This is a genomic window from Bacillus cereus group sp. N31, assembly GCF_016483245.1.
Taxonomy (GTDB): Bacteria; Bacillota; Bacilli; order Bacillales; family Bacillaceae_G; genus Bacillus_A; species Bacillus_A toyonensis.
On the sequence record NZ_JAEHCH010000125.1, the window covers coordinates 1 to 234 of the forward strand.

Here is a 234-nt window from a genome sequence, read left to right on the forward strand (position 1 = left end):
GCTTATAATTTGACCAAGTTCGGCGTGTATGGCGCTAGCTTTAAATAAACCTTCTTTTATTGGCACTTGAAGATCGCCCGTGTCTTCTAATGCTGCTTCTTTTGATTCGACTACTACTTTGTTTGCGTTCGCGAGGGCGTGAGATGGTAGTTCTTGCATGCTCAGTCTGAATGAACCGCCGGCGTTTATGTGGACACCTTTTTGTAGTTTTTCTGAGAAGACTGGTGTGGATGC

The 234-nt window shown here is 44.9% G+C and carries 1 pseudogene; it reads right to left on the bottom strand.

Annotated features, from left to right (window positions below):
- A pseudogene (locus JDS81_RS30080) lies at nt 1–234 on the bottom strand (ornithine cyclodeaminase family protein); the annotation flags it as partial.